Annotated in this window: 13 protein-coding genes; 9 read left to right on the top strand and 4 right to left on the bottom strand. The window is 59.2% G+C overall.

Annotation, left to right across the window (positions count from 1 at the left end; genetic code table 11):
* Nucleotides 1–63: 63 nt before the first annotated feature.
* The 5 genes from J3R84_RS36140 (at nt 64) to ligD (ending at nt 16,204) form a co-directional block, all read left to right on the top strand.
* Nucleotides 64–7,311 carry a peroxidase family protein gene (locus tag J3R84_RS36140; protein ID WP_203527431.1) on the top strand — a complete coding sequence of 2,416 codons (7,248 nt, stop codon included), beginning with the start codon at nt 64–66 and terminating at the stop codon, nt 7,309–7,311.
* A gap of 69 nt (nt 7,312–7,380) precedes the next feature.
* Nucleotides 7,381–9,132 (top strand): type I secretion system permease/ATPase, encoded by a 1,752-nt coding sequence (locus J3R84_RS36135; RefSeq protein WP_057221155.1) that lies wholly within the window; start codon nt 7,381–7,383, stop codon nt 9,130–9,132.
* Nucleotides 9,129–11,630 carry a cadherin-like domain-containing protein gene (locus J3R84_RS36130; protein ID WP_203527433.1) on the top strand — a complete coding sequence of 834 codons (2,502 nt, stop codon included), beginning with the start codon at nt 9,129–9,131 and terminating at the stop codon, nt 11,628–11,630. The genes J3R84_RS36135 and J3R84_RS36130 overlap by 4 nt, the downstream gene beginning before the upstream one ends.
* Nucleotides 11,631–11,649: 19 nt before the next feature.
* Nucleotides 11,650–12,981 carry an HlyD family type I secretion periplasmic adaptor subunit gene (locus tag J3R84_RS36125; protein WP_203527435.1) on the top strand — a complete coding sequence of 444 codons (1,332 nt, stop codon included), beginning with the start codon at nt 11,650–11,652 and terminating at the stop codon, nt 12,979–12,981.
* A gap of 568 nt (nt 12,982–13,549) precedes the next feature.
* Nucleotides 13,550–16,204, top strand: a complete 2,655-nt coding sequence (gene ligD, locus J3R84_RS36120; protein WP_203527437.1) for a DNA ligase D — start codon at nt 13,550–13,552, stop codon at nt 16,202–16,204.
* 91 nt (nt 16,205–16,295) lie between these two features.
* On the opposite strand, the gene ku (J3R84_RS36115) is transcribed toward ligD, so the two are convergent.
* Together ku (J3R84_RS36115) and ku (J3R84_RS36110) are read right to left on the bottom strand one after the other, a co-directional pair.
* The gene (gene ku, locus J3R84_RS36115) at nt 16,296–17,102 is read right to left on the bottom strand and encodes a non-homologous end joining protein Ku (RefSeq protein ID WP_057221151.1); all 807 of its coding nucleotides are present in this window, start codon (nt 17,100–17,102) and stop codon (nt 16,296–16,298) included.
* 15 nt (nt 17,103–17,117) lie between these two features.
* On the bottom strand, nt 17,118–18,017 hold the full coding sequence (ku, locus tag J3R84_RS36110; protein WP_203527438.1) for a non-homologous end joining protein Ku: 900 nt from the start codon (nt 18,015–18,017) through the stop codon (nt 17,118–17,120).
* A gap of 269 nt (nt 18,018–18,286) precedes the next feature.
* Here ku (J3R84_RS36110) and xth point away from each other — a divergent pair, with 269 nt between their 5' ends.
* Nucleotides 18,287–19,057, top strand: a complete 771-nt coding sequence (gene xth, locus J3R84_RS36105) for an exodeoxyribonuclease III (RefSeq protein WP_057221266.1) — start codon at nt 18,287–18,289, stop codon at nt 19,055–19,057.
* Between the two features lie 101 nt (nt 19,058–19,158).
* Here xth and J3R84_RS36100 read toward each other — a convergent pair whose 3' ends face one another.
* Complete coding sequence (locus J3R84_RS36100; RefSeq protein WP_113567885.1) at nt 19,159–19,386, bottom strand: hypothetical protein; 228 nt, start codon at nt 19,384–19,386, stop codon at nt 19,159–19,161.
* Nucleotides 19,387–19,809: 423 nt separating this feature from the next.
* Between J3R84_RS36100 and J3R84_RS36095 the strand changes: the two genes are divergently transcribed.
* The 3 genes from J3R84_RS36095 (at nt 19,810) to J3R84_RS36085 (ending at nt 23,420) form a co-directional block, all read left to right on the top strand.
* Nucleotides 19,810–20,310, top strand: a complete 501-nt coding sequence (locus tag J3R84_RS36095; protein ID WP_200951453.1) for a hypothetical protein — start codon at nt 19,810–19,812, stop codon at nt 20,308–20,310.
* A 32-nt stretch (nt 20,311–20,342) separates the two neighbouring features.
* A complete protein-coding gene (locus J3R84_RS36090; protein ID WP_225906214.1) occupies nt 20,343–20,906 on the top strand; it encodes an OmpA family protein in 564 nt (187 codons plus the stop codon).
* 540 nt (nt 20,907–21,446) lie between these two features.
* A complete protein-coding gene (locus J3R84_RS36085) occupies nt 21,447–23,420 on the top strand; it encodes an elongation factor G (RefSeq protein WP_057206998.1) in 1,974 nt (657 codons plus the stop codon).
* A 44-nt stretch (nt 23,421–23,464) separates the two neighbouring features.
* Here J3R84_RS36085 and J3R84_RS36080 read toward each other — a convergent pair whose 3' ends face one another.
* Nucleotides 23,465–24,106, bottom strand: coding sequence for a hypothetical protein (locus J3R84_RS36080; RefSeq protein ID WP_057206999.1), 642 nt, complete (start codon nt 24,104–24,106; stop codon nt 23,465–23,467).

Raw genomic sequence — 24,106 nt, 5'->3', positions numbered from 1 at the left:
TCATCAATAATATTTCACCGGTCAGGCCAAGCCGCATTTGCCGGCTTTAAGGGGAGAGTAGAAATGGTTGCCTATATTCGTTCTGACCTCGATTTCATCTTGAAGCAGATCAAAATCGCAGAGGATCACGCGCTCTTCGAGCAGTCGGGTGGCACTCAGGGCAAGTCGCTGTTCGGCCCGAACGGTTCGATTCCAAGCTACAATGTTTCTTGGGGCCTGCGAACGGTTGACGGCACCTATAACAACCCGCTTCACCCGGAATGGGGTGCGGCCGACAATGAATTCCCAGAGCCTTTGGGTACCGATTTCCGCACAATCATGGTCGACCCCGACGGTCCCGGTCCGGCCCCGATGGTCCCCGTCACCTACCAGCCAGGCATCGACAATGACGGCCCCGGAACAGCCGGCCCCGGTGACGTGTTCGACCCCTATGTGCGTACCATTTCCAACCTGCTCGTCGACCAGACACTTGGCAATCCGTCGGCAATTTTGACCGGCCTGCAGAGGGCAGGCATCGTTCCTCCGGAACAGCAGATGGCCGTCACAGCAGCGATTTCGGCGGCCTATGCACCGCTGATCCCGCAGTTCAGAGCTGTCGCGACCGAAGAGCGCGAATATGCGGAAGCGGCGGCGGCGGCATCGGCCAGTCCCGGCAACGCAGCCTTGCAACAGGCGGCAGCCGATGCGCTTGCGGAACTGGACGCGGCACGCGCAGCACTTGATGCTGTCGACGATGGTCTGATGACTCTTCTCACAGACAACGGCATCGAACTTGAAGGCGCGAACGTCAAAATCACCAACCTGGCGCCGGACGAAGGCTTGTCGGCCTCATTCAACTCCTGGTTCACGCTCTTTGGCCAGTTCTTCGACCACGGTCTTGATCTTGTCGCCAAGGGCGGCAACGGCACCGTGTTCATACCGCTGATGCCCGACGACCCGCTTTATGTGCCAGGGGGTACGACCAACTTCATGGTGCTGACCCGCGCGACTTTGGCCGGGCCGGGCGCCGATGGTGTGATGGGGACCGCAGACGATACGGATCGTCCGGTCAACAACACGACCTCATTCGTCGACCAGAACCAGACCTATACCTCGCATCCCTCCCATCAGGTATTCCTGCGCCAATATGTGCTCAATGCGGATGGCGTTCCGGTTGCAACCGGACGGCTGATTGAAGGCGTCAATGGCGGGATGGCCACCTGGGCCGACGTCAAGGCCCAGGCAAGAACGATCCTCGGCATCGAATTGACCGACTTTCATGTCGGCAACCTGCCGCTACTGGCGACCGACGCCTATGGCAACTTCATCCCCAACCCGACAACGGGCTTCCCGCAGGTTGTCATGGCTGGGCCACCGCAGTCACTGCAATCGGGCACGCCAACCGATCCACTCAGCCTGTTTAATCTTGTCGCAGACGGTCCCGACGCCGATACGCTTCCCGATGTACAGCATCTGGCCGTGCGGACCGGTCACGCTTTCCTGGCCGACATCGCCCACAATGCGGTCCCTACGGGTCTTGCCGACGGCGATCTAGAAATCGGGCTCGGCAATCCGGACCAAACGCCGACCGATGGTCAGTATGACAACGAGTTGCTTGACGCCCACTTTATCGCCGGTGACGGCCGTGCAAACGAGAATATCGGCCTGACAGCCGTCCACCACGTCTTCCACTCCGAACACAATCGCCTGGTGCAGCACACCAAGGACGTGGTGTTGGCCGACGCCGCTGCCATGCTCACCAATGGTGCTTCGCAGGCGGAGGCGGTCGCATTTCTGAACGAATGGCTGGCTGTTGACGTCACGGAAGTTCCGGCAAGCGCAACTGGGCTCATCTGGGACGGCGAACGCCTGTTCCAGGCGGCCAAGTTCGGCACCGAAATGCAGTATCAGCATCTTGTTTTTGAAGAATTTGCACGCAAGATCCAGCCCAACATCAACGTGTTCCTGGTGCCGGACGGTTTCGACGTCACCATCGACCCGTCGATCGTGGCGGAATTCGCCCACGTGGTCTATCGCTTCGGTCACTCGATGTTGACTGAGTCCATCGACCGCTTCGACGAAAGCTTCAATGCCGACCATATCGGCTTGATCGAGGGCTTCCTCAATCCGATCCAGTTCAAGAACAATGGTACGGCCGGTGTGGTTGATGCCGATGTCGCCGCCGGCGCCATTATCCGTGGCATGACCCGGCAGGTGGGCAACGAGATCGACGAGTTCGTGACGAGCGCGCTTCGCAACAATCTCTTGGGGCTGCCGCTCGATCTGGCGACCATCAACCTGGCTCGCGGTCGTGACACGGGTGTGCCGACCTTGAATGAAGCGCGCGCTCAGTTCTATGCGGCGACCAACCAGGATGCCCTGCTCAAGCCCTATGAGAGCTGGGTCGACTTCGCTAGCCATCTCAAACACGAAGCCTCGATCATCAACTTCATCGCCGCCTACGGCACGCATCCGCTGATCACCGGCCAGACGACGATCGAAGGCAAGCGCGACGCCGCGATGACCCTGATCTTCAACCAGTCCTTCGGCGGACTGGCGGTACAGGCGAACGCCGAGGACTTTCTCAATGCCACCGGCGGCTTTGCCGGAGGATCGCTTGGTGGTCTCAACGATGTCGATCTATGGATCGGCGGCCTTGCCGAACAGATCATGCCCTTCGGCGGCATGCTCGGCTCGACCTTCAACTTCGTCTTCGAAACCCAGATGGAAAAACTGCAGAGCGGCGACCGCTTCTATTACCTGCAGCGTCTCGACGGCCTGCACCTCTTTGGCGAGATGGAGAACAACTCCTTCGCAGCCATGATCATGCGCAATACCGACGCGACGCACCTGCCGTCCGACGTCTTCTCGACACCCGGCCTCATTCTCGAGGTCGACCGGACAAAGCAGTATAATCCCGGTCTCGGCGAGACGGCCGGCGCAGACGGCATCATGGATGACAATCCCGGGACCGGCGTCGACGAAAGTGCCGACAATCTGGGCAATGACCCCCTCGGCGGTGGTATTCTCACACCACTCGTCCAACGCAACAACCCGGCGACACCGGGCGCGGATACCAATTATCTCAAATATACCGGCGGCGACCACGTGGTCCTTGGCGGCACCGAGCAGAACGATATCCTGATCGCCGGGATCGGTGACGACACCCTTTATGGCGACGGCGGCAATGACCGGCTGGAAGGTGGGTTCGGCAACGATATCATCAATGCCGGCGCAGGCGACGATATCATCGTCGACTCCGGCGGCGACGACAACATCAAGGCTGGTGCGGGCAATGACGTCGTCCATGCAGGACCCGGCCTCGACCTGGTCATGGGCAATGACGGCCAGGACTTCATCTTCCTCGGCACCGACATGGGATCGGAGGTCTTCGCCGGAACCGGCAACGACTTCATCTACGGCAACAAGAACGCCGAACGCATCCTCGGCAACGAAGGCAACGACTGGATCGAAACCGGTACATTTGACGGTGCGCCTGGCGATAACTTCGATGAAGTCTTTGCCCATGACGGCGTTGACGGACATGACGTGTTCCTCGGCGATGGCGGCTTTGACGAGTTCATCGGCGAGGGTGGCGACGACATCATGGTCGGCAGCGCCGGCCGCGGAAAAATGGTGGGCATGTCCGGCTTCGACTGGGCGACCTACAAGGACAACGCCCTTGGGGTAAATGCCGACCTGTCGATCCCGATCGTGTTCGACGAAGCTCCGGTGCTTCCAGAGAACGCTGCACTCGACGAGTACGAATCCATGGAAGGTCTCTCCGGGACGAGGTTCAACGACGTGTTGGCCGGCACCGAAGACGTGGCGGCCGATAGGGCGCCTCTGACCCAAGGCGGGACCACAGGGTATCTCGGGAGCGCGCTCGACGCTGAAGGTATCGCGCTTGTCAATGGCCTGCAGGCGTTGCTTGGCGCTGGCGTCACCTCCTTCGACGGCGGAGACATTATCCTCGGCGGCGACGGCAGCGACCGTATTATCGGCAACGCCGGTGACGACATCATCGACGGCGACAAATGGCTCGACGTACAGATCGGCGTCTATGCCGCCAACGATCCTGAACATACGGGCACGCCTGTTCTGCACAACAGCATGACGACGCTTGCCGCCGCCATGTTCAACGGCACCATCAATCCGGGCCAGCTGGCAATCGTGCGAACCATCCGCGATAGCAACGACCAAGCTGATAGCGATGGGATTGCAGATATCGACAGGGCGGTGTTCTCGGGTGCCCGTGCGGAATACGACATTGACTTTAATGTCGACGGTACGGTCACGGTGGCCCATGTCGGTGGCTTGGCGACCGACGGCACGGACACCATCCGCAACGTCGAAATCCTGGATTTCACCGACCAGGATATCTCACTGCAGGCGCCGACGCTGGATCTGCATGGCCCCTCGACCTCCACGGCGACAGCGACAGTCGCGCAGGCCTATCGCGATACGTTCACCGCAGCCACCTATACCAATAACAACGGCGCTTCGAACTGGGGAGGCCCATGGGTCGAAGATAACGATACCGGCGGCGCCACAGGGGGTGATGTCAGTGTCAGTCTCGCCGCTGGCAGACTGCAATTCATCGAAGGCACCGATGGCAATGAGACCCTTGCGCGTGCTGTCAATTTGACAGGCATTACCAGGGCGACGCTAAGCTTCAACTACGTCGCAGACGAACTGGATTTCGGCGAGAATGTCGTGGTCGAAGTTCGTAACACAACCAACGGCGGCTGGACTTCGCTTGGAACCGTCGGCGGCAATCAAACGAACGTCTTCACGGCACCAATCCCCCAAGGCTTGATCGGCGCGAATACTCAAATCCGCTTCAGAGCGGCGGGGACTTTCGAGGGTGGTGAAAACCTCTACATCGACAACGTCAATATCCAGACCGAGGTCGATACCATCACGCCTGTGCCTGGCGCGCCCGGCAATAACTACCAGACCAGCTATACCGAAAATGCCCCTGCCGTTGCCATTGCGCTTGGCCCTGTCATTACCGACGATAGTACGTCCCTGGCTTCTGCCCGGGTGGTTCTAACCAATGCCAGCGCCGGCGATGCCCTGACGGTGCAGGGCGGCTTGCCGGGAGGCATTACCGCAGCGGTAGACAATTCCGTTGCGGGTCAGATTACCCTGACGCTCTCCGGCACAACCTCGATTGCAAACTATCGCACGGCGATCCAGCAGGTGCGCTACGCCAACACCTCGGAGAACCCGAGCACGGCCGCCCGCAGCATTCAGGTCACCGTCAATGACGGGCTTTTGACCAGCGCAGTCGCGACCACGACCGTGACAGTGAACGCCATAAACGATGCTCCGTCCGTCAACACCGACACCGTCATCACCAACGTTGCGCAAGGGGTGAACTTCACCATCTCGCACGCTGCCCTGCTCGCCAACGATACCGACCCGGAAGGCGGTGCCCTTACGCTCACAGCCGTCAGCAGCCCGGATGGCGTCACTACTCCGGTGATCGGGGCGGGCATCCTCACCTTGAATGACACAGGCGGAGCAGGCGGCTCGTTCGTCTACACCGCTACCGATGGCGGCCTGACGGATACGGCCCAGGTCAACATCAACCGCGTGATCGGCAACATCACCGGCGGCGCGGCTGCTGAAATCATCATCGGCAATACCGCGGGAACGACGATCACCGGCGGTGGCGGCAATGACAATATCGATGCCGGCGACGGTGGAGACACGATCAACGGCGGCACCGGCAATGACATTATCGACGCAGGTACCGGCAACGACACCATCAACATGAGTTCCACCGAAGGGTTTGACCGTGTTGATGGCGACGCCGGCACCGACACCTTCCAGCTCACTGGCAATGGTGAAGCAGAAACGTTCCGTATCTATGCTAAGGCAGCTGCCATTGCCGCAGGGGTTCCTGTCACCGGAACGGATACCGAGATCGTCATCACCCGTACAGTCGGGCTGAACACCACTGTTATCGCCGAACTGGACAACATCGAAGAAATCACGGTCAACGCCTTCAATACGACCGCGAACAACGGCAACAACCCGAACCAGCCTGACGGCGGCGGCCCCATCGTTGGTGACACGATCCAGGTGTTCGGCGATTTCAATGCGCCGTTCACAAGCCTCAACTTCAGCACGATCACCATCGACGGCAACACCGGCGACGACACGGTCGACATAACTGGGCTCAGCTCCGAGCATCGGATCGTCTTCAGGTCCAATGGCGGTAACGACACGCTTGTCGGCCAACTGCGTCCCCAGGACGTGATCGAGCTCGGGGGCACGCTGACGGACTTCGTGACCACCGAGGCTAACGGCAACGTCACGGTCAGCAACGGCACGAACTCCGTCACGTTCAAGAAATACGAAGGCGGCGGACCGCAGATTACCGGGACGGACGACGATACCGGTGAAACGCCGAACACTCCTGCTCCGTCCGCTGGATCGCCGATCGCCGGCACAGCCAGTGCAGACGTCCTGCTTGGTACGGCAAATGCCGAAACGATCGTTGCCCTTGGGGGCAATGACACCGTCATCGGTGGCGAGGGTGCAGACGTCATCAGAGGTGATGACGGCAACGACTTCATCACGTCCGGTGGCGGCAACGACCTGGTCTTCGGCGGCGATGGCAACGACGACATTCTCGGCGGTGAGGGCAACGACATGCTCTACGGCGATGCCGGATCGGACCGTATCTTTGCCGATGCCGGCAATGACATGATCCAGACCGGTGCCGGCAGCGACTTCGTATCCGGGGGATCCGGCGACGATATCATTGTCGCCGCCAAGGATGATGGTGACGACATCTACTACGGCGATGCCGGCAACGACACTTTGGACATGTCGGCCATAACCGCCAATCTGACCGTTGATATCGGCTCCGGGTTCATGAACCAGGGGAGCGTGTCCAGCAGTCAGACCGGGCAGGATACCCTGTGGGGGATCGAAAATGTCGTGACCGGCTCGGGCAATGACACGATTGTCGCCAATGCCTTCGTCAACGTCATCGAAGGCGGAGCCGGCAACGATACGTTCCGGTTCCAGTCCGAAGCCAATGCTGATGGCGATACGATCACCAGCTTCCAGGCCGGTGACAAGATCGACCTCAGCGGTACCGATGCCAATAATGGGGTGGCGGGAAATCAATCCTTCACCCTGGTCTCGGGATCGAGCCTGAGTGGCCCGGCACAACTCGCCGTGACCCATGAAACCAGGGCCGATGGCGATTACACCGTCGTCTCGGGTAGCGTCGACAGTGACGGAGCCGCAGAGTTCCGCCTGAACCTCAAGGGGAACCACAACCTCACCGGTTCTGACTTCAACTTGTAACCAGCGTTTTCCGGCGCGCCGACCAAGGCGCGCCGGCCTTACTCCATCAAACGCGGATTGGTGAGTATCATGCGCAAGACCCCACTGACTGGCACGAAACGTAAGAACGCTGAGAAGCTTACGCAGAGATTTAAAGGAATATTCCTCTTTCTTTTCATCACCTCCGGAATAATCAACATTCTGGCGCTGACCGGCTCCTTCTACATGCTGCAGATCTACGACCGGGCTTTGACCAGCGGCAGCATCCCGACCCTGCTCGGGCTCTCGATCCTGGCGATCGGGCTCTATCTGTTCCAGGGGCTCTTCGACATCATCCGCTCACAGATACTGGTGCGCGTCGGCGCAAGGCTGGATGCAAAGATCGCCCCTCTGGCGCATGAAGTTGCGATCGACATGCCCCGTTTCGGCTTCTCCACGGCAGAGGCCCTCGAGCGCGGCCGCGACGTCGATACGGTCAGGGGATTTCTCGGCAGCCAGGGGCCGATCGCCTTTTTCGACCTTCCCTGGATGCCGCTCTACCTGATCTTCGTCTACATGCTGCATCCCTATCTCGGCGCCCTGACATTTGGCGGCGCCTTTGTCCTCACGATTCTCGCGATCCTGACCGAGGTGATGACGCGCAGATGGGCCGCCGCCACCCACAAGGCCGGTATTGAGCGAAATGCCATTGCCGATTCAAACACCCGCAATGCCGAGGTGTTGAAGGCCATGGGCTTTGCGCCGCGTGCGGTCAGCCGGTTCAATGTTGCCAACAAGGAGCACCTGGCGCTTCAAACCCGGACCAACGACATCAGCGGCACCTTTGGGGCGATCTCCCGGGTGCTTCGGATGGTGTTGCAGTCTGCGGTTCTGGGTCTGGGAGCGTGGCTGACGATCCAGGGGGAAATGTCTGCCGGCGCCATCATCGCTGCATCCGTTGCTTCGGCGCGTGCTCTTGCCCCGGTCGATCTTGCTGTCGGCAACTGGAAGAGTTTCGTCACGGCACGAACCGCCTTCGCTCGCCTCAAGGAAACGGTGGTCGCATTGACGAGTACCGTTGCGCCGATGGACCTTCCTGCGCCCGCTAAGAGCTTGAAGGTCGAAAAGCTCACGGTTGCAGCCCCCGGTTCCGGCCGGGTTCTTCTGAGCGATGTCAGTTTCGACATCGAAGCCGGACAGGTTCTGGGCATTATCGGTCCAAGCGGCGGCGGCAAGACAACACTTGCGCGCGCGCTGACCGGGATCTGGCCGCCGCTTCGCGGTGGTGTTCGATTGGATGATGCTGAGCTGACGCAATGGTCAGACAGCTGTCTCGGACAGCACATCGGATATCTCCCGCAGGACGTGGCACTCCTGGATGCCACGGTCGAGGAAAACATTTCCCGCCTTGATCCTGATGTCGACGCACGGGCAATCGTGGAAGCGGCACAAACCACCGGCATTCACGAAATGATCGTGCGTCTGCCGGACGGTTACCGTACGGCGCTCGGGCCTCAGGGGGCATCCCTGTCTGCCGGTCAGAGGCAGCGGATCGCGCTTGCACGGGCGTTGTACCGCAATCCGTTCATCGTCGTCATGGACGAGCCCAACTCCAATCTCGACGGCGAGGGCGAGTCCGCACTGACGCAGGCCATACAAGCCGTTCGCGCCCGCAATGGCATCGCCATTGTCATTGCCCATCGCCCGAGCGCGCTTACCGCCTGCGACCTGATTGCCGTGGTTCAAGGCGGCAAGCTGGTCGCGTTTGGGCCCAAGAACGAAATCCTGAAACCAGCCGCGATAGGGGACGCCGGTGGCCGACCCGCACTGCCCGCGCGCATGACGTCAAAGGTGTCGGAATGATCGAGGCGAAGGGAACAAAAACGGTCAAAGAGGAAGACCCGCACCAGCGCTACAGCCTGAAAAACGAGGAAGCGCCGTCAAGAGCACCGGCTGTTATCGCGATGTTTTTGACGGGCTTTGCGCTTTATCTGAAGAGCGCCTTCAGCACGGCGTCGGAGCCGGCGGAGGAGCAGCCTCCGCAAGCAAGGGAGCCGCAGGAAGATATGGCCCCCTTGCAGTTGGTGGCGGAGAACAAGCCGGAAGAAGTCAAGGAAGAGGAAGCGCCTGCCAAAAAGAAGGCTGGCGGCGCCATGCGAAACTACAGTAGCCAGAACGAAGAAATGGATGCCGTTGATATTCGATCGCCCTCATTCCGGCCGGATGATTTCTCGACCTCGATGTCTGAACGGTGGGAGCTGGAAAGCCCGTCGCCCGTCTTGAGGGCGTCGAACGACAATGTCGCGTCGGCGCCGTCTGTTGCCGGCTCTCCCGTCAAATCTTTCCCGGTAAAGGATGGGGAAGACGACAAGCCGGGTGGTGGTGATGACGATGACGATGATGACGACAACGAAGATAACGACCCCGTTAACCGCGCACCGCGCGTGAACGGCTCAGTCACGCTGAAGGATGCTTCCGGTTGTGCTGCGGTCGTCATCGGCCTTTCCGATCTATTGCGCGGTGCGTCCGACCCGGACGGCAACTTGCTTTCCGTCAGGGATATCACGGTGACATCCGGCACAATCACTAGGACCGCAGAAGGTTGGCTCTACGATTGGACCGAGCTTGGTCCGGTCACGATTACCTACCAGATCACAGATGGCCAGCTTTCGATTACCCAGACTGCGTATTTTTCCGTGGTCAGCGCCCCGCCGATTGTCGGGACCCTGGGTGACGATCTGCTGCTCGGCACCAATTGCAGCGATGCCATCGACGGCAGGGCAGGCGATGACAGCATCGATGCCCGCGGTGGTGCCGATACGGTGGATGGTGGCGACGGCAACGACAACATCGTCGCGGGCGGGGGCAACGACATCATTTTCGCAGGGATCGGAAACGATGTCGTCTTCGGCGGCACAGGCGACGATCAGATTCACGGCGGCAGCGGCAACGACCGTCTGTTTGGCGAGGAGGGGCGCGATATTCTGTCTGGGGACGAGGGAGACGACGCCCTGCATGGAGGCGCTGACGACGATCTGGCCTTCGGCGGCGACGGCAACGATTTGGTTGCCGGCGATGAAGGCAACGACGCCATCGACGGCGGCAGCGGCGACGATCGCCTGTCCGGCGGTAGCGGCAACGATACTCTGCTCGGGCAAGCGGGCAAGGATCATCTTGTCGGGGACGAAGGCGCGGATGTTCTGGTGGGGGGCGGCGACGAGGATATCGTCATGGGAGGTGCTGGTAACGACACGATTGCGGGCGAAGGGGATCTCGTCTCGGACCAATATGACGGCGGCGACGGTTTGGACACGCTCGATTATTCCAGCGTGTCACAATCAATCATCATCGATTTAGGCGAAGGCAACGCCGCCGGCGAAGAGATCGGCGAAGATACCATCTCGAATTTTGAGGTGGTCCTGACCGGTCAGGGGGATGACAGCGTGACCGCCAGCCTTGGGGCCGAGACAATCGCCACCGGAGCCGGCGACGATACGGTTAAAGATGCAGGAGGGGATCTTCTCCCCGATCTTTACGATGGCGGAGATGGCACCGACACGCTCGATTATTCCAGCTTGTCACGGTCGATCGAGATCGACCTCAGCGAAGGCCAAGCCTCGGGCGCAGAAATCGGCGAGGACACCGTCGCGAATTTCGAGGTGGTCCTGACCGGTCAAGGCGATGACAGCGTGATCGGCAGCGACAACGCCGAGACGATCGTCACGGGGGCCGGCAACGATACCATTCACGACGGAGCAGGCGCGGATGTCGTTTCGGCCGGAGCGGGAAACGATACCGTCATGGCCGCGGCGGACAGCGCCGATGACCATTATGATGGCCAATCGGGTCTGGACACCCTGGATTATTCTGCGGCAACGCAGGGGGTTGTCATCGACCTTGAGACCGGCATCGCGACCGGTGTCGATATCGGAACCGACATTGTCACGAGCTTTGAACAGATCGTGGGCAGCGCCCAGGCGGACGTCTTCCACGTCGGTCAAACCGCGTTGATCCTCGAGGGAGGCAGCGGCGATGACGTCTTCCGTTTCAATATGCCGGCGGGTTCATCGACCAGCGACGCCATCCATCACATCCTCGATTTCATGGTCGGGGACCGCATCGAGATGTCGAGGTATCAGATCTTCGAGGAGATCGTCGATAACCTCGAGGACCATTTCGAGGCTGTCTATGGCGAAGATGTCGATGAAGACGCGCTTCCCATCAGAATGCGGCATGAGGGGACAGAGGAACATGGCGTAACGCGGATCGAATTCGATACCAACAACGACCAGGAATACGAGGTGGCTGTCACTTTGAGCGGTCATCACATGTTGGTGGTCGTCGAGACCGCTCAAATATAATCCCGGGGGGAAAAATAAAATGCTCAAATCACAACGAAATCCTCCAGCCATCGGCGACGATGAGGCAGACGCCGCGTTCCCGGTAACCTTCCGGGTTATCGTCGGCGCCATGCTTGGCGTTCTGCTTTTTGCCGGCGCCGGCGGATGGGCTGCCACGGCCCAGCTTACGGGCGCGATCGTTGCGGCGGGAATGGTCAAGGTCGATCAGAACCTGAAGGCAATCCAGCATCGTGACGGCGGCATCGTCAGCGAGATCCTGGTCAAGGAAGGCGACGCCGTCAGAAAAGGCGACATCATGCTGCGGCTTGACGACGTGCAAACCCGAGCGGAACTGTCCATCGTCAAGAACCAGCTCGTCGAACTGGCGGCGCGAAAAACGAGGCTTGTCGCCGAACGGGACAACGCGGCGGAATTGCAGTTTGGAGCAGACCTCAGTGAGGCAATGAGTGTGGTTCCGACGGTCTTCATGGGCGAGGCGCGGCTTTTCTACGGGAACCGCCAGAACCGGGAAAGCCAGAAGCAACAGCTCCAATTGGGAATTTCCCAATTGGAAGAGGAGGTCAATGGCTTGAAGGTTCAGCTCACCGCAAAGCAGGACGAACTGGCGCTGATCAAAACCGAGCACAAGAAGATCAAGCGCCTCACCGACAAGAACCTGCTCGAGACCTCCCGCAAGTACATCATTGATCGCGAAATGGCGAAGATCACCGGCGAGTACGGCGAGATACAAGCCAACATCGCGCGCTCCAAGGCCAGAACCAGCGAAATCGAGCTTCAGATCATCGCCATCGACGAGGCCGCTCGGACCGAAGCACAGCGTGATCTAACGACCGTCGAACAGAAGATCTCGGAGTTGAGTGAACGAAAGGTGGCTGTCGAAGATCGATTGCAACGCACCGATATACGCGCCCCTTTGTCGGGAACCGTGAACGAGCTTTTCGTCCACACGATTGGTGGGGTGATCACGCCGGCGGAAAAGCTGGTCACGCTTGTCCCTACCGACGCTGCACTTAAGATCCAGGCCCGGCTTTCTCCCACCGATATCGATCAGGTGTTCTCCGGTCAGGTGGCGAAGCTTCGCTTTTCGGCTTTCAATCAACGCACTACTCCCGAGCTCTCCGGACACGTCACCTATGTGTCGGCCGCTACGAGCAACGACCCAAGTTCCGGTGAGACATACTACTTGGCGGATATCGGGGTTGCCCAAGCGGAGTTGGCCAAGCTTGGTGACAATAAACTCTTGCCCGGCATGCCGGTGGAGGTCTTCGTTTCAACGGAGCAAAGAACGGCACTGTCGTTCCTATCGAAGCCGCTTACCGACCAATTCAGCCGGGCCTTTCGAGAACAGTGAACAAATTCGCATCTTCCGCACAGAGACATGATGTGCCTCGTGCGGGAACTGGCCATCCCAGGGCTGTTTCCGCGACATCCTTGGGATGGCCGTCTGTCGCCGGACGGTCATGACCGAGCGAACGCATTCGTTTCGGACGCGCACGGATCATTCTCGACGCTTAAGAAACTCCAAAGTGGCCACCGCAACATCGAAGTTCCTCCTCAAACACGCAGGGCGAAGCCGCCAGTGCCACTGGTAAAGCTGCTCTGCATCTTGATCGTTATCCAGACCTGCTGTCGGACGTTCGGGCAGTGTGCAAAGTCCGGCTGACAGGGTAGCGGCTTGCTGAAGATCGATACTCCGCAGCTTCCCTCCACCCGCCGACATTAACCGCGAGAGGAACCAAACGCGCCCGAAAATGTTTTTGTCTCGCGAGGATGCGAGCCGTTCCAAGACGTGACAGCACGGTGAACACGGGCGCGTAATCCTTGTGTTGCCATGAGCAACGATTGGCAGGCGAGCCTGCACGCATCTGATCTGCATTCAAGGAAGTCGGTGGGGATGGCGGACGAGACCGGGGACAGCGATGGCCAGCGACAAGCTTTCGACCTACAAACAGAAGCGCGATTTCAAGGTCACCAAGGAACCAAGCGGAGCGGGCAAGCTCAGCCCTTCCAATCGACGTCGCTTCGTCATTCAGAAACATGACGCCACCCAGCTGCACTACGATCTTCGTTTGGAGCTCGACGGTGTCTTCAAATCCTGGGCTGTGACCAAGGGGCCATCGCTCGATCCGCAAGACAAGCGCCTTGCGGTGGAGGTCGAGGATCACCCGCTCGACTATGGCGATTTCGAAGGCACCATTCCGAAAGGCCAGTATGGCGGGGGCACTGTCATGCTGTGGGATCGCGGTTATTGGGAGCCGGAAGGAAATCGGACGCCGGAAGAGGCGCTGGCCAAAGGTGATTTCAAGTTCACCCTTGAGGGCAAACGGCTCCACGGCAGCTTTGTGCTCGTGCGCATGCGTCATGATCGCGATGGTGGAAAACGAACGAATTGGCTCCTGATCAAACATCGTGACGATTTTTCGGTCGATGAGAACGGAGCGGCTGTCCTTGAGGAAAACGACACCTCAGTCGCCTCCGGACGCTCGATGGACGCGATCGCGTCGGGCAAAGGCAGAAAGCCAAAGCCCTTCATGGTGGAGGGCGGCGCTATTGGGGCCGACGCGGTGTGGGACAGCAACCACGGTCTTGCCGCCGAGGAACGCCAGGCGGGAGCGGGGAGCCGAAAAAAGTCTGTGTCCGCCAGACGCCCGAAATCCAGAATGCCTGATTTCATCCCACCGCAGTTATGCGAAACACTGGAGCGCCCTCCGAACGGCGGTGGCTGGATCCATGAGATCAAATTTGATGGCTATCGCATTCAGATGCGGGTCGAGAATGGCAAGGCGACTTTGAAGACCCGCAAAGGTCTCGACTGGGCAGCCAAATTTGCCGCCATCGCCAAGTCGGCAGCAGCTCTGCCTGATGCCATCATCGATGGTGAGATCTGTGCTCTTGACGAAAAAGGAGCACCCGATTTTGCTGCCCTTCAGGCAGCACTTTCCGAAGGCGAGACCGATGCCTTGGTCTACTTTGCATTCGATCTCCTGTTTACCGGCGATGAGGACCTGCGAGAGTTCGCGCTGACACAGCGGAAAGAACGGCTCGCAGCGATCCTGGAGGATGCGGGCGACGATCCGCATCTGCGCTTCGCCGAGCATTTTGAAACCGACGGTGATGCCGTGCTGCGATCTGCCCGCCGTCTTTCCCTTGAGGGCATCGTTTCCAAGAAAGCGGATGCGCCGTACCAGTCCGGCCGCTCCGACACATGGGCGAAATCCAAATGCCGCGCAGGTCATGAAGTCGTCATCGGCGCCTATGCAACGACCAACGGCAAGTTCCGTTCTCTCCTTGTTGGCGTCAATCGTGGCGAGCATTTCGTCTATGTCGGCCGGGTCGGGACAGGCTATGGCGCAAAGACCGTCCAAACGCTGTTGCCGAAGCTGCAAAAGCTAGAGGCCTCCAAGTCACCCTTCACTGGTAACGGGGCGCCAAAGAAGGATCGGAATATCGTTTGGCTCAAGCCGGATCTCGTTGCCGAGATCGAGTTCGCCGGCTGGACGGCCGATGGCCAGGTGCGGCAGGCCGCATTCAAGGGCTTGAGGGAAGACAAACCCGCGGGCGAGGTGAAAGCGGAAAAACCGGCGTCACCGTCAAAGGCTGCCGTGTCCGATCCTTCGACGGTAAAGCCAGTACCAAATCGTATTCGCAAGGGCGGGAAGGCCGAGGTCATGGACGTGCTGATTTCCAGCCCGGAAAAACCTCTATGGCCGGATGGTGGCGATGGGAAGCCGGTGACCAAGGTTGAGCTTGCCCAATATTATGAGGCGGTCGGGTCCTGGCTGATCGATCATATCAAAGGGCGGCCCTGTTCGATCATTCGCACTCCCGACGGGATTGGCGGCGAGCAATTCTTCCAGCGACATGCCATGCCGGGAACATCGAACCTGCTCGAGCTGGTCACCGTATTCGGGGACAAGAAGCCCTACCTGCAGATCGACCGCGTCGAGGGGCTTGCGGCGATCGCCCAGATCGGTGGTGTCGAACTGCATCCCTGGAATTGCGAGCCCGGGAAACCGGAGGTGCCCGGCCGCCTGGTGTTCGATCTGGACCCGGGCCCCGAAGTCGAGTTTTCCACCGTCATTGACGCGGCGCGGGAAATTCGCGACCGGTTGGCAGAACTCGGGCTGGTAAGCTTCTGCAAGACGACGGGTGGCAAGGGACTGCACGTCGTAACGCCGCTTGCCGTGTCGCGACGGAAGAAATTGAGTTGGGAAGAGGCGAAGGCTTTTGCCCATGATGTCTGTCAGCGGATGGCCCGCGACAATCCAGATCTTTACCTGATCAGGATGGCGAAGAGCCAGCGCGAGGGCCGCATCTTCCTCGACTACTTGCGCAACGACAGGATGTCGACCGCTGTTGCGCCCCTGTCGCCGCGGGCGCGCCCCGGCGCCCCGGTGTCGATGCCGCTCAACTGGACGCAGGTCAAAAAGGGTCTCGATCCCAAACGCTTCACGATCCGGACCGTGCCAGAGCTTCTGAGAGCGGGGACCGCTTGGCAGGATTATTGTGAAGGCCAGCGCTCGCTGGAGCAGGCGATCAAGCGCCTGAGCAAAACGAACAGGGCTGCGGCGTAGTCATCCGCCGAAATTGCGGATGCTTTTCACCCCGACATGGATCGTGGGCGATGGCTGTAGCGGACCGGAAGCCTCGGCAATGGTGCGCGGCTCATTTACGGGGTCGGGTTTCGGCGGCCACAGATTTGCGCAGCGCATCCATGATGTTGATGACATTGCTCGGTTCCGACGCTGGCGATTTCGCTTTGCCCTTCTGGGGTTTTTTCAGCTGTTTCTTTCTCGCGTTGATGATGTCGAGCAGCCGATCCTGGACCGGGTCGACGACTATCTTCGGGTTCCAGTCCTGGGTCTTCTTTTCGATCAATTGCTGGACGAGCGGCATCATGTCGGAATCCGCTTTCTCGTTGCCGATATCCTCAAAATAGGCTTTCTCGTCCCTGACCTCATCCCCGTAGCGCAAAGTCCACAGGATGATGCCTTTACCACGCGGCTCCAGCAAGACGGCGCGTTCGCGACGCGAGATGACCAGTCGCGAAATGCCAACCACCCGCTTGGCCTCCATCGCTTCACGAATGACGGAAAAGGCTTCCTGACCGACAGGGTCGTTCGGGGAGAGAAAGTACGGGGTATCGAACCAGATCCATTCGACGCTGTCGCGGGGTGCGAAGGTGGATATGTCGATGGTTTTGGTGCTGTCCAGCGCGACATTTTCGAGCTCGTCGTCCTCCAGCATGACGTACTCGTCTTCGGCGCGTTGATAGCCCTTGACCTGGTCGTCCTCCTTGACTTCGTGCCCGGTGACCGCATCGACGTAGTGGCTGATAACACGGTTCTGTGTCGCGCGGTTGAGCGTATGAAAACGGACCTTTTCTTCGTCGGACGTTGCCGGCATCATCTGCACGGGGCAGGTGACCAGCGACAGCTTGAGATAACCTTTCCAGTAGGGCCGAACGGCCATGAAAGCGTCCTCCGACTAGCTGGCGCGCCGTTTTTGCGCGGTAGCGGGCTTGGATTTGGCAGTTGCAGATTTTGCAGCTGGCTTGCGAGCGGCGCCCTTGTTGACATTCGCTGCGGTGCGCTTTGCTTTTGTTTTCTTCGCAGCCATGCCCGCACTTTCGCGCAGTGCCAGCAGCAGATCTCCAGGCTTCGACGCAGCGGGCGCCTTCCTTTTGGGAAGCGAGCGTCCTTCGATTTTGGCTTTGACCAGTTCGGCCACCGCAGCCTCATATCGATCGTCGAAGCTGCTGGCGTCGAAGCTACCCATCTTGGTTTCGATGATATGTTCGGCAAGATCCAGCATCTCGCCTTCGATCTTGAGGTCGGGGAGATCCTCGAAAGCCTTGTCGGCCGAACGGACCTCGTAATCAAAGTTGAGCGTGGAGGCGATCAGCCCCTTGCCATGCACTCGGATAAGGACGGTGCGCACCCGTCGGAACAGTACCGTTCGCGCAATCGCGGCGACCTTTTCCTGTTTCATCCCGTCGCGCAGCAGCACGAAGGCATCGGTGCCCAGCTTGTCGGGAGCGAGATAATAGGGCTTGTCGAAGTAGATTGTGTCGATCTGGGAGCAGGGGATGAAGGCCTCTATCTTCAGGGTCTTGTCGCTCTCGGGAACGGCTTCGGCCATTTCCTCGGGTTCCAGGACGACGTACTGGCCATTCTCCATCTCATAGCCTTTGACCTGGTCGTCACGCTCAACCGTATCTCCCGTCTCGCCATCGACGAATTCGCGTTTGACTCGGTTTCCCGTCTTGCGATTGAGAGTGTTGAAGGCGATGCGGTCAGAAGTTGATGCCGCCGTATAGAGCGCCACGGGACAGGTCACCTCGCCGAACTTGATGTAGCCTTTCCAATTCGCTCTTGGGGCAACCATGATACAAGTTCTCCTGACGCGGCCAACGGAACTCAACCGCTCAGCCGGCGTTTCGTTCCCGACCGTTCTCAATCGAATGCATCTTTTGCGCCGCAGCCGCGTTTGTGGAGGGGAAAATCACAAGGGAGGTCTGCCATGAGAATGCGCGAGCCAATCGATACCGGCAGCGGTGAACGCCGTCGGCGGCGCGAGGAGGATCGCGAGTCCAAGAAGGGCAACGAAGCTTCGTCGTCGCTGCCCATCGCATGCCGGCAGCGCAGATCATTCTGGTGAAACTCGCCACCTACAATGTCAACGGCATCAACGGTCGCCTCGACGTGCTGCTGCGGTGGCTCGAGGAGAGGCAGCCCCACGTCGTGTGCCTGCAGGAACTGAAAGCGCCCGACAGCAGGTTTCCTCATCGGGAAATCGAGAAAGCCGGCTATGGCGCGATCTGGCACGGACAGAAATCATGGAATGGGGTGGCCATCCTGGCTCGAGGACGGACCCCAATGGAGACGCGTCGCGGTTTGCCGGGCGATCCTGATGACAGTCACAGCCGCTACATCGAGGCGGCAATCGAGGGAATAATCGTCGGATGCCTTTATCTGCCGAATGGCAATCCCGCCCCTGGACCCAGGTTTGACTACAAGCTGCGTTGGTTTGACCGGCTGCAGCACTATGCGGCGCAACTGATAGACCTGGAGATCCCGGTTGTCTTGGCTGGCGACTTCAATGTCATGCCAACCGATCTGGATGTTTACAAGCCGGAGCGGTGGCGAGACGATGCGCTCTTCAGACCGGAGGTGAAGGCGGCCTACGCCGCACTTCTTGATCAGGGCTGGACGGATGCGGTGAGGCATCTCCATCCGAATGAGCGGATCTATACATTCTGGAAGTATTTCCGAAACGCATTTGCCCGAGACGCCGGGCTTCGCATCGATCATTTCCTGTTAAGCCCGGCGCTTGCTGGCGATCTCAAGCGGGCCAAGGTGGACAAGTCAGTGCGAGCTTGGGATCACACGAGTGACCACGCGCCGGTTTGGATCGAGCTACTTTAACCCGCAACGATCTGCTCTGCCGTAAACCTCTATTCTTTTATCGATCCGTCCTTCTATGGGCCGTCTCATTTCGGAGGAAACTCTCCGTTGCAGGTCAAATCCTATGTGTAGGCGATCAATATTGCCATGCCGATCGCGATCATGCCTATACCGAGCCAGTTCCTCACCAAACCAAGAAATCTAAGCCCCTGTCCTCTGGGCTCCAGGGTCGGCTTGGCATCTGAAATGGATCGGTGAGGATCGCTGAGAGGTCGACGCCTGAGCGCACCCCAAAACAAATCGAGTACACCGGCGATCACGAGGGCAGCACCGATCAGGATCGCGGTTATGGACATGGTTTTCTCCATTGTGCGCCAGGGTCGCGTGCGCAGCTGTGAGAACAGCCAATACGATCACCTGGTGCCTGTGAGCCTGACACCGGGACAGAGTAGCGCTGCACTTCAACGAACGAACTCTGCGCAACTCCCTTGGTTGATTGACCAACCGCAGGGAAAAGTAATGGTTCCAATCACAATTGCGTAAGCGGTTTGACAGACCAGCGATGACATCACCGAATTGCAGGGAAACTGTGTGGGATCGCAACAGTTCATCAGTGAAAGAGAACAGGCCCTCGGTCCTGCAGCGAATGAAAGCGGGGCGAAAATGTGGGAATTTCAAGACTTCGCCACATTTCTCCCATGCGAGAAAGTTACTGGAGGTTGTTTTGTGATTCGTATGCACTGCCTGCAATTTTGTAAAAATCGAGGATTGATATGGTAAAAGTGACCAGAATTGCCACGACTGTCTGTGCTCTTGGTGCCCTCCTAGCAACAACTGGATTGGCTCAAACGGCCTTCGCCCAAACTCAGGCTGAAACCACTTCTGTCGCACCCTTAGCCACAGGCTTGACCGATGGCGGGGCCGCGGAAGCGCAGGTCGTCGAAGCTGTCCGCGCCGGGGACGTTTTAACAATCAAACTCCGCTTCAAGCCGCTCGCGACGAACCAGCTGGAACGAATATATGATTCGATTAGCCAGGACGCGTATGAAAACAGCTTCTACGTTCTTGCTGGCAATAAGAAATACCTGCTGCTTACGGACAGCAGTGATAAGCCGCTGACAAATCCAAACCTCGTTATCAAAGCTAACAAGGATTCTCTGATCGCGGGTTCCTGGCATGGTAGGTTCCCTGCTCCGCCAAAGGACGTCACCGAGGTGTCACTGACGATCCCGGGCGTCGAGACACTCGACGCGATCAAACTTACCGACCGATAGCCATGGCTGGTCCAGCGAAATGTTCCCTCGCGATGGTCGTGATCATGATAGCGGCCAGCGGTTCTTATGCGCAGGTGTCACCTTACCATCGCGAAATACGTGATCTTAAGGCCACGGTTCTTGATTTGAAGGGGCTACCCTCCGATCTGAACAGCGCCGTGTTTGATCTGTCTGCGAAAGCCGATGGGCTTACCGCTCAGCACGGTGGTCTTTCCGTACGACAAGACGCAACGACCGTCAGGGTGTCCATGACGGGCGATGTGCTGTTCGATTTCGACAAGGCCGACATCCAATCGGCGGCCGAACCGACACTCATGGACATCGCGCGTCTCATCACATCCGTCCCCGCCGGCACGATCATCATCGAGGGTCATACCGATTCCAAAGGGTCGGCTCAGTACAATAAGGAACTGTCCCTTCAGCGAGCTAGTGCCGTCATGCAATGGCTTGTGAAACATGGAGCAGATAAAGCGCGGCTATCGGTCGAAGGGCTAGGTGATAGCCGTCCGATCGAACCCAATACGAAAAACGGAGCGGACAATCCCCAAGGGCGCGCTCTCAACCGGCGCGTCGAGTTCGTTTTTCCAAAGCGGTAGAAAAATGGGTCCTGCGGGCCGATGAATTGACGCACGCCGGCTACTTAGGGCCGACGTGCGACCGCTATGGCGTTTGCTGTTGGCCCGACCGGCCGACGCTATCCGTACGGTGACGTATGCGCCTGACCGAGCCCGAGGTCGCCCTTGTGGAGTGTTTGGCCCACAAGTAACCAGTGCACCATCAGGCGGTGTCTTCAACGACGAACAGATCGACGGACCGCCGAGGCACGACTACGCAAAGCCGCCGGCGGCAAACACAGCAAGCGCGCATCCATCCGGCATTCGGATAATCAACCGTTGTCTGTGAATTGCCGACACAACGGGAGGTATGGCGGTTCTTGACATGTATTCAGATACGGCTTTTAAGTTTGTTGAGCGGCTCTGCAAAGCAGCAGAGTTGTGCGGAAACCCTACTGCATGGTTCCTTAAATCCTATCCGATTCAAGGATCAAAACATGCGGCATCAGCTCTTAGAGGTCCCAATGCGCCGAGTCCCTTCTCACGAAAATCACGTTGGAATTTCTGAGAAGTTGAGGATTCATGCGCACCTTAAATCTGGGCGTCCTGGCCCATGTGGATGCAGGCAAAACTAGCCTTACCGAACGACTCCTTTTTGACGCCAGTGTCATCGACAAGCTAGGCAGCGTCGACGCCGGCAATACACAGACAGATAGCCTCGCTCTGGAGCGGCAGCGTGGCATCACCATCCGAGCTGCCGTCGTTTCATTCACGATCGGCGACACGGTGGTGAACCTCATTGATACGCCCGGTCACCCCGACTTCATCGCCGAGATCGAGCGCGTGCTTGGGTTGCTGGACGCTGCAGTCGTCGTTGTTTCTGCAGTCGAAGGCGTGCAAGCGCAGACGCGAGTGCTGGTGCGGGCGTTGCAGCGTGTTGGGGTTCCCTTCCTATTCTTCATCAACAAGGTCGATCGTCTCGGTGCGCGCTACGACGAAGTGCTGCAAGCCATTGCCGGCCAACTACCGGTTCGACCCATCGCCATGTCGGCCGTCATTGATGCCGGTAGTAAACTCGCTCAGGTAAAGGCGTTCGATCCGGGAAGCGAGCCGCTTTTCACCGCGCTGTGCGAGACCCTGGCGGAAAACGATGACGAGCTGCTGCGCGATTATCTGCAAGCGCCGGATCGTCTTACCGACGAAAGACTTGACCGCTCGCTGCGGGATCAGGTTTCTCGCGGTCTGTTGCAGCCGGCATTTGCTGGCGCGGCGGTAACCGGCGTTGGCCTGCCAGCTCTGACATCGGCAATTGCGACCCTACTGCCCTGCCGCGACCTCGATCCTGATGCTGCTGTCACCGGCAGGATCTTCAAGATCGAGCGTGGATGGGGCGGTGAGAAGCTCTCCTATCTCTATCTCTCATCTGGCACGGTCCGCGTGCGGGAATATCTCGACCTGCCTCAGGGGTCGGCAAGGGTGACCGGAATCCAACTTTTCGACGCCGGCAAAATTCACAGCGCAAACAGCTTCAAGGCAGGCCAGATTGCTCGGGTCAGCGGCCTTGGCAGCGCCCGCATCGGCGACGTGGTCGGCACCACCCGCCTCGCAGACGTCCCGCACCATTTTGCGCCTCCAACGTTGGAATCCCGGGCCCAAGCGCAGCGTCCCTCCGAGCGTGCGGCGCTCTGGCTGGCGCTAAACCAGTTGGCCGAACAGGACCCGCTGATTGACCTGCGCAAGAACGAGGACACGAACGACATCTTCGTGTCTCTCTATGGCGAGGTGCAGAAGGAGGTGATCCAGTCGACACTGTTGACGGATTTCGGTCTCGAAGTAACGTTTGAGGATAGTACAGTCATCTGCGCCGAGAGGCTCGCCGGAATCGGCACAGGCCTTCAGGTCATCTTCAAGGAGCCGAATCCATTCCTGGCGACCGTTGGTTTGCGCGTCGAACCGCGACCGGAAGGGGCGGGCAACAGCTTCACGCTGGAAGTGGACGTTGGCCAGATGCCGGCAAGCCTCTACCGGGCAGTCGAGGAAACCGTATTCGAGACGCTTAGGCAGGGCATCTTCGGCTGGCAAGTCATCGATTGCCACGTTGCCATGACCGCTGCGCGGCACAGTTCCCCGTCGAGCACCGCTGCAGACTTTCGGCAGTTGACGCCGTGGGTCCTCGCAACGGCTTTATCAACGGCAAAAACGGTCGTCTGTGAGCCGATCGACCAATTTTACCTCGAAGCACCTTCGCAGACTTTGGGTGGCTTGCTGACCCTGCTTGCCAAGTCGGGCGCTGTCACCAAGGAATCGATTGTGGCCGATGGCGTAGCGCGGCTGGAAGGGCATGTCGCCTCCGAGAGGGTTCAAGGCATTCAGCAGCAATTGCCGGGACTGACAAGCGGCATGGGGACCATGGAAACCTCCTTCCACCACTATGCCCCGGCAGCCGACCCGCAGCGTTCGCGCAAGCGTTCCGGTGTCGATCCATTCAACGGCCGCGAATATCTACTCCGATTGTCCCGACCTGCAGACCGTGCGAAAACTCGGGATGAAATTTGAGCCGCAGAATGTCGTTTCCCTTGCCTCGGGCTGAAGGTCGACCTTCAGCCCGACGGACAAGCAGCCCCGGCATCCACCCAGGCTTGAATGATCTTGCCGAATTCTTCCTGTGTGCCGGGCACCGGTTCGCGGCCATCGCCGGGGTGCCACCCCCACCCAACCAGCTCGTCATGCGCCATGTGTTCCACCATTTCAGCCATGGTCTTGTCGCCGTTGCGAGCCGGGTCCTTCAATTGTTCGCAGATCTGGGCAAGGGTCTTGCCCTCCCAGGCCATTTCGATCGGGGCGAGATGCCAGGCGGGATTGCCTGGAATACTCTTCAGTGTGTCCGCCTGGCCGATGACCGGCGTGTTTTTTTCGCTGTGGCAGGTGTTGCACTGCATGCCCACGAGACCCATGCCGCCATCGCCGCGGAACACCGGCGGTTGATGCGGATGCATCGACATTCCTTGCAATGGGCGTTCCGTCGCCGGGTGACAGTTGACGCATCGCGGATGCTGGATGACCTTTCCGGCTTCTTCGAAGAGGGCGACCGAGCGCGCCTGCTTGTCGGAAATCGACTGGAACGACTCTGCAGAGCGTAGTGCGTTGGCGTTCTGGGCCACGGACGTCGGGGCGAGCATCACGCCCGCCCCGACGATAAGACACTGCACTGCTATGCCTGCAAACAGGAGCTTGATTGTCAT

This window comes from Ensifer canadensis (genome assembly GCF_017488845.2).
Lineage (GTDB): Bacteria > Pseudomonadota > Alphaproteobacteria > Rhizobiales > Rhizobiaceae > Ensifer > Ensifer canadensis.
The sequence above is the reverse complement of the archived record's forward strand: the minus strand, read 5'-3'. Positions and strand labels throughout refer to the sequence as shown.

What these genes read in the sequence shown, in the direction of transcription:
- J3R84_RS36085 (WP_057206998.1), top strand. Translation starts at nt 21,447, where the DNA reads ATGCGCACCTTAAATCTGGGCGTCCTGGCCCATGTGGATGCAGGCAAA.
- J3R84_RS36135 (WP_057221155.1), top strand. Translation starts at nt 7,381, where the DNA reads ATGCGCAAGACCCCACTGACTGGCACGAAACGTAAGAACGCTGAGAAG.
- ligD (WP_203527437.1), top strand. Translation starts at nt 13,550, where the DNA reads ATGGCCAGCGACAAGCTTTCGACCTACAAACAGAAGCGCGATTTCAAG.
- J3R84_RS36095 (WP_200951453.1), top strand. Translation starts at nt 19,810, where the DNA reads ATGGTAAAAGTGACCAGAATTGCCACGACTGTCTGTGCTCTTGGTGCC.
- ku (WP_203527438.1), bottom strand. Translation starts at nt 18,017, where the DNA reads ATGGTTGCCCCAAGAGCGAATTGGAAAGGCTACATCAAGTTCGGCGAG.
- J3R84_RS36090 (WP_225906214.1), top strand. Translation starts at nt 20,343, where the DNA reads ATGGTCGTGATCATGATAGCGGCCAGCGGTTCTTATGCGCAGGTGTCA.
- J3R84_RS36125 (WP_203527435.1), top strand. Translation starts at nt 11,650, where the DNA reads ATGCTCAAATCACAACGAAATCCTCCAGCCATCGGCGACGATGAGGCA.
- J3R84_RS36080 (WP_057206999.1), bottom strand. Translation starts at nt 24,106, where the DNA reads ATGACAATCAAGCTCCTGTTTGCAGGCATAGCAGTGCAGTGTCTTATC.
- ku (WP_057221151.1), bottom strand. Translation starts at nt 17,102, where the DNA reads ATGGCCGTTCGGCCCTACTGGAAAGGTTATCTCAAGCTGTCGCTGGTC.
- J3R84_RS36140 (WP_203527431.1), top strand. Translation starts at nt 64, where the DNA reads ATGGTTGCCTATATTCGTTCTGACCTCGATTTCATCTTGAAGCAGATC.
- J3R84_RS36130 (WP_203527433.1), top strand. Translation starts at nt 9,129, where the DNA reads ATGATCGAGGCGAAGGGAACAAAAACGGTCAAAGAGGAAGACCCGCAC.